Genomic DNA, 5519 nt, shown 5'->3' with positions numbered 1-5519 from the left:
GGCTGACACGCCGCCATCGCGGGCAAGCCCGCTCCCACAGGGTTTGGGCTGTTGGGAGGGTTAGCGTCGAGCCAACAACAAACCAACCACCAGACCAAAACCAGCCGATACCGCCACGGTTTGCCATGGATGACCGCCGATGTAGGTTTCGGTGGCTTCGACTGCAGGCAGGGTCCGGTCGCGCACGCTGGTCACCGAGTCCCGAGCCTGCTGAAGTTTCTGGGCGATTTGCCCACGCAGTGTCTCGGCTTCCTCACCGACCAGTGAAGCGCTGCTTTTCAGCAGTTTTTCCGATTCTTCGATCAAAGACTGAAGTTCGCTGAAGGCCTGATCCTTGATTTGATCTTCGGCGGCTTGGGCGGCGGTTTTCCGGGCCATTGAAGTACTCCTTGCAGATAAGTGGACAGTGAACAATGGAGTGCGCCGCGATTGAAAAAGTTGCAGCGACTTAACGTTCTGGCGCAATCCCGAAGAAATCCAGCGCAGGACGTTTCGTCCTACAGTGTAAGATGTCGCCTATTTTACGCAGCAGGAAATTCCCATGAGCTTCAATCTGGCCGACAAACCCCTTGCCGAGCGCGCTGCGCTTGAAGATGAAAAATCCCGTCTTTTCGAACTCTGGCAAAACAACCTTGGCAAAGCCAAGGGCGAAGCTGCACGGTTGTTCGGCGAACGCGCCAAACGCAAAGGCAAATGGGCCGAGTGGGTCCGGGCCGAGCTGGACGGTATGTCGCCGCCCGAGTTCTCGAACATGGTGCGCAGTGAAGTCAATCGCCTGATGGCCGCCAGCAAGTAACGATTACGCAAAACTCGCGACAATGGCCTCGCGCACTTTCAATACCACCGGATCGAGCTGGGTGCTGGTGCGCCAACCCAGTTCGATCGGGTAGCGCGGTAACGCCAAAGGGCAGGGCAGCAACATCAGGCCACTGAGCGCTGCGATGCTGCTGGCGGCATGGGCCGGAATGGTCGCCACCGCCTGACTGCCCTTGAGCAGATGCGGCAATGCCGCGAAATGCGTGGTCGAGGCGCAGACCCGTCGACTCAGACCTAGCGCCGCCAGTCCCTCATCGGTAATGCCGATAAAGCCTCCCGACGACACCAGGATATGTTCGCGGGCGACGAATTCCTCAAGGCTGATGCCTTGCTGGTCTGCGGCCAGGCTGAGTGGGTCGACCAGACACGCGTAACTCCCTTCACCCAACACCTGACGACTGAGCAGCCGTTCGGCAAACCCTCCGGCGGTAATCGCCAGGTCGATGCTGCGTTCCATCAGCGCTTGAGCGACGATCTGGCTGTGGGTCTGTCGAAAGATCAAGCGCAGCTTCGGCGCGCTGCGGGCGACTTCTTCGATCAAACGCCGGCCGTAGGCAATCTCGAAATCATCTGACATGCCCACCGTCACGGAGCGCCCGTCGTAATGGCTGGCGCCCGGATCGACCATCGCCAGGCTCTGCCGGCATTTGTTCAGCGCATCGCTGACTACCGGTTTGAGTTGATTGGCCTTGAGTGTCGGCGCGAGGCCGCGACCGGTGCGCACAAACAATTGATCGCCATACACCTCGCGCAACCGACGCAGCGCCGCGCTGACCGCCGATTGCGTCACCCCAAGGCGCAGGGCTGCACGACTGGCACTGGATTCCTCGTGCAGCGCTTCGAAGACTTTCAGCAGGTTGAGATCGATGTTGGCGATATTCATCTGATTCATATCATTCAGCAGTCAATGGGGCTTTATTCATGATCCCGTGACGCCGGAGAATCAGCAACACCTGATGCAAACGGAGTTACCGCGATGCCCAAGTCAATCGTTGCTGCACTGCAAATCGGCGCCTTGCCCGGCGGCAAGGCTGAGACGCTGGAACAGATTCTGTCGTATGAAAGCGCGATCATCGAATCCGCTGCCGCACTGGTAGTGATGCCCGAGGCGCTGCTCGGCGGTTATCCGAAAGGCGAAGGTTTTGGTACGCAACTCGGCTATCGCCTGCCGGAAGGTCGTGAAGCCTTCGCCCGTTATTTCGCCAATGCCATCGATGTGCCGGGCGCAGAAACCGAAGCGTTGGCGGGTTTGTCGGCGCGTACCGGCGCCAATCTGGTCATCGGTGTCATTGAGCGGTCCGGCAGCACGTTGTACTGCACCGCGCTGTATTTCGATCCGCAGGCCGGTTTGGTGGGCAAGCACCGCAAACTGATGCCGACCGGCACTGAACGACTGATCTGGGGCAAGGGCGATGGTTCGACCTTGCCGGTGATCGACAGTCAGGTTGGACGAATCGGCGCAGTGGTGTGCTGGGAAAACATGATGCCGCTGCTACGCACGGCAATGTACGCCAAAGGCGTGGAGGTGTGGTGCGCGCCGACGGTGGACGAGCGTGAGATGTGGCAGGTCAGCATGCGCCATATCGCCCACGAGGGCCGCTGCTTCGTGGTCAGCGCCTGTCAGGTTCAGGATTCGCCGCAGGCTCTGGGCATCGAGATTGCCAACTGGCCGGCGGATCGGCCGTTGATTGCCGGTGGCAGTGTGATTGTCGGACCGATGGGCGATGTGCTGGCAGGTCCGTTGCGGGGTGATCGCGGCTTACTGACCGCCGAGATTGACACCGATGATCTGATCCGCGCGCGTTACGACTACGACGTGGTGGGGCACTATGCGCGCCCGGATGTATTCGAGTTGACGGTGGATGAGCGGGCCAACCCCGGTGTCCGTTTCAACACATGACCCTGTGGGAGCTAGCCTGCTAGCGATGGTGTGTCAGCCAGCATCTATGGCAACTGACACACTGTCATCGCTAGCAGGCTAGCTCCCACATTGGATTTTCAGTGTTGCTGGAGCCACTCTTCGCGGGTGATTTCCCAGATTTCTTTCGGGAATCTGCCACCGACGAAGTTGCCCTCAGCGGTGCGGACCAAGCGCATGCCGGTACGTTCGGAGAGTTTGCGCGAGCCAATGTTCGGCGCCGCTTTTGGCACGCGCAACACCTCACGACCGAGGGTCTCGAACCAGAACCGAGTGACAGCCTCACTGGCCTCCGTCATCAAGCCCTGACCCTGCCATTGCGGACCGAGCCAGAAACCACGGTTGTTGTCCTGCTCGGTCATCAGACTGACATTGCCGACCAACTGATCAGGTGCAGTTTTCAGCCGAATCGACCAGTGCCATTCCTCGCCACGGGCAATCGCCGGCAGGGCAATATCGCGCAGATAAGTCAGCGCCCCGTCGGCGGGATAAGGCCATGGCACGAACGCGTTCAGGTAGCGCACCACTTCCCAGTGCGGGAACTGTTGTTGAATGGCCTCGGCATCGGCCAGTTCCAACGGGCGCAGGATCAGGCGTTCGGTGTACAGCGTGGGAATGGCGTCCATGTTTTTTGCAGCTCCTTGAATAAGTCTTACGGACTGCCGGTAGTCGGTCCCGGCAGGCTGAGCTTGCCACTATCGACGAAACGCATCGTGCCGAACAAGCCTCCGGCGAGTTTGCCGCGCAGGATGTAGGGCATGTTGTTCAGGGTTTGCACCTGGCTCAGGCCGAAGGTCTGGCGCAGCACCGAAAACGCCGACACGCTGACCGGCACCGTCAACACGGTTTCGGAGAAGCGCGCAATCGAGCCTGATTCATCGCTGACGCCGGAGGCGAAGGGTTGGCCGTTGATATCGAGGTCAAGGGACACGCCGTTGAAACTGATCGAGCTTTCATTGGGGTTCTGCACGCGAATCTTCACGGCAAAGCGGATTTCCATGTCCTGGCTTTGCAGGGGCTCAATGCCGACCACGTTGATGTTCAGCGGATCGCGATTCGGCAACAGTGCGCAGGCGCTCAGGGAGAGCAACAAGAGGGAAAGGATAACGGCGTGTACGCTGCGCATGAACGTGCTCTCACAAGTAAAAAAGGGCGGAACCGCCAGCGGCTCGGCCCTTGAGCAATTGTCTAGCGGTTCAACTGTGCGACAACCGCAGGCCTGGCGGGTTCACCCTTGGCCGGGACATCCGGGTTTTCCATGACCTGCAGGATCGAGGCTTCAGGATCGAAATCGTCTTCTTCCAGTTCGATGAATTCTTCCGGCAGGAAGATGTTCAACACGATCGCACACAACGCGCCGACGGTGATCGGTGATTCGAAGATGTTGTGCAACGCCTTCGGCAGCTCTCGCAAAACTTCGGGTACAGCGGCAACACCCAGGCCCATGCCGAGGGAAATCGCCACGATCAGCATGTTGCGCCGATGCAGGCCGGCTTCGGCGAGGATCTTGATCCCGGCCACGGCCACGGTGCCGAACATCACCAACTCGGCGCCACCGAGCACCGGTTTCGGCATCAGTTGCAGCACCGCGCCAATCATTGGGAACAGCCCCAGCACCACCAACAAACCGGCGATGAAAAACGCCACGTAGCGGCTGGCCACACCGGTCAACTGAATCACGCCGTTGTTCTGGGCGAAGGTCACCATCGGCATGCTGTTGAACACCGCCGCCATCGCCGAGTTGAGGCCGTCGGCGAGCAACCCGGATTTGATCCGGCGAATGTAGACCGGGCCTTTGACCGGTTGCCGGGAAATCATCGAGTTGGCGGTCAGGTCGCCGGCGGCTTCCAGCGGCGACACCAGGAAAATCACCGCCACCGGCACGAACGCCACCCAGTCGAACGAGAAGCCGTACTTGAACGGCACCGGCACGCTCACCAGCGGCACGGCGGGCAGGCTGGCGAAATCGACCTGGCCCAACAGCCAGGCGACGAAGTAACCGAGGGTCAGGCCAATGACAATCGCGCCCAGGCGCAGGAACGGTACGTCAACCCGGTTCAACACCACGATGGTCCCGAGCACCAATGCCGCCAGGCCAAGATGGCTCGCAGCGCCGAGGTCAGGAGCGCCGAAACCACCGGCGATGTCGGTCATCGCGACCTTGATCAGCGACAGCCCCATCAGCGTGATGATGGTGCCGGTCACCACCGGGGTGATCAGCATCCGCAGCTTGCCGATGAACTGGCTCAACACCACTTCGATGAACGCAGCGAAGAAGCACACGCCGAAGATCGTCGAGAGGATTTCATCGGTGCCGCCGCCCCGGGCCTTGACCATGAAACCGGCACTGAGGATCACACTGATGAACGAGAAACTGGTGCCTTGCAGGCACAGCAATCCTGAACCGATAGGGCCGAAGCGCCGCGCCTGAACGAAAGTGCCCAGGCCCGAGACGAACAGCGCCATGCTGATCAGATAGGGGATTTCGCTTTGCAGGCCCAGGGCGCTGCCCATGATCAACGTCGGCGTGATGATGCCGACGAAACTGGCGAGTACGTGTTGCAGGGCGGCGAACACGGTAGCCGTCAGGTGAGGGCGGTCGTTGAGGCCGTAGATCAGGTCATTGTGGCGCGAGGTTTTTTCAGGGGAGGTCATGGTGGTATGCGTGCCGGGAGGCGGGGCCGGGTCAGAAAAAGGAGGCGCAGGATGCCAGAACGGTCCGGCCACGGCAAAAGAACAGATCAAAAGATCGCAGCCTTCGGCAGCTCCTACAGGGATCTATGTA

Annotated in this window: 7 protein-coding genes; 2 read left to right on the top strand and 5 right to left on the bottom strand. The window is 60.1% G+C overall.

The window, feature by feature from the left end; translation table 11 throughout:
* Positions 1-60: 60 nt before the first annotated feature.
* Complete coding sequence (locus ACW9JC_RS28395) at positions 61-378, bottom strand: DUF883 family protein (RefSeq protein ID WP_338580740.1); 318 nt, start codon at positions 376-378, stop codon at positions 61-63.
* A 163-nt stretch (positions 379-541) separates the two neighbouring features.
* Here ACW9JC_RS28395 and ACW9JC_RS28390 point away from each other — a divergent pair, with 163 nt between their 5' ends.
* On the top strand, positions 542-796 hold the full coding sequence (locus tag ACW9JC_RS28390; RefSeq protein WP_034146621.1) for a hypothetical protein: 255 nt from the start codon (positions 542-544) through the stop codon (positions 794-796).
* 3 nt (positions 797-799) lie between these two features.
* Here the strand turns inward: ACW9JC_RS28390 and ACW9JC_RS28385 are convergent, their stop codons facing one another.
* Positions 800-1708 (bottom strand): LysR family transcriptional regulator, encoded by a 909-nt coding sequence (locus tag ACW9JC_RS28385; RefSeq protein ID WP_457459189.1) that lies wholly within the window; start codon positions 1706-1708, stop codon positions 800-802.
* An 84-nt stretch (positions 1709-1792) separates the two neighbouring features.
* Here ACW9JC_RS28385 and ACW9JC_RS28380 point away from each other — a divergent pair, with 84 nt between their 5' ends.
* Positions 1793-2716, top strand: a complete 924-nt coding sequence (locus ACW9JC_RS28380) for a carbon-nitrogen hydrolase family protein (protein WP_457459187.1) — start codon at positions 1793-1795, stop codon at positions 2714-2716.
* Between the two features lie 98 nt (positions 2717-2814).
* On the opposite strand, the gene ACW9JC_RS28375 is transcribed toward ACW9JC_RS28380, so the two are convergent.
* The 3 genes from ACW9JC_RS28375 to ACW9JC_RS28365 form a co-directional block, all read right to left on the bottom strand.
* Positions 2815-3360, bottom strand: a complete 546-nt coding sequence (locus ACW9JC_RS28375) for a GNAT family N-acetyltransferase (RefSeq protein ID WP_457459185.1) — start codon at positions 3358-3360, stop codon at positions 2815-2817.
* Positions 3361-3386: 26 nt separating this feature from the next.
* Positions 3387-3860 (bottom strand): LEA type 2 family protein, encoded by a 474-nt coding sequence (locus ACW9JC_RS28370; RefSeq protein ID WP_457459183.1) that lies wholly within the window; start codon positions 3858-3860, stop codon positions 3387-3389.
* A gap of 62 nt (positions 3861-3922) precedes the next feature.
* Positions 3923-5389, bottom strand: a complete 1467-nt coding sequence (locus ACW9JC_RS28365) for a nucleobase:cation symporter-2 family protein (protein WP_457459181.1) — start codon at positions 5387-5389, stop codon at positions 3923-3925.
* Positions 5390-5519: the final 130 nt, after the last annotated feature.

The organism is Pseudomonas sp. SDO5591_S426, from assembly GCF_054070755.1.
This window is presented reverse-complemented; position numbering and strand designations above follow the sequence as displayed.

Excerpts from the sequence above, each read along its gene's own strand:
- ACW9JC_RS28365 (WP_457459181.1), bottom strand. The coding sequence starts at position 5,389 with ATGACCTCCCCTGAAAAAACCTCGCGCCACAATGACCTGATCTACGGC.
- ACW9JC_RS28385 (WP_457459189.1), bottom strand. The coding sequence starts at position 1,708 with ATGAATCAGATGAATATCGCCAACATCGATCTCAACCTGCTGAAAGTC.
- ACW9JC_RS28370 (WP_457459183.1), bottom strand. The coding sequence starts at position 3,860 with ATGCGCAGCGTACACGCCGTTATCCTTTCCCTCTTGTTGCTCTCCCTG.
- ACW9JC_RS28375 (WP_457459185.1), bottom strand. The coding sequence starts at position 3,360 with ATGGACGCCATTCCCACGCTGTACACCGAACGCCTGATCCTGCGCCCG.
- ACW9JC_RS28395 (WP_338580740.1), bottom strand. The coding sequence starts at position 378 with ATGGCCCGGAAAACCGCCGCCCAAGCCGCCGAAGATCAAATCAAGGAT.
- ACW9JC_RS28390 (WP_034146621.1), top strand. The coding sequence starts at position 542 with ATGAGCTTCAATCTGGCCGACAAACCCCTTGCCGAGCGCGCTGCGCTT.
- ACW9JC_RS28380 (WP_457459187.1), top strand. The coding sequence starts at position 1,793 with ATGCCCAAGTCAATCGTTGCTGCACTGCAAATCGGCGCCTTGCCCGGC.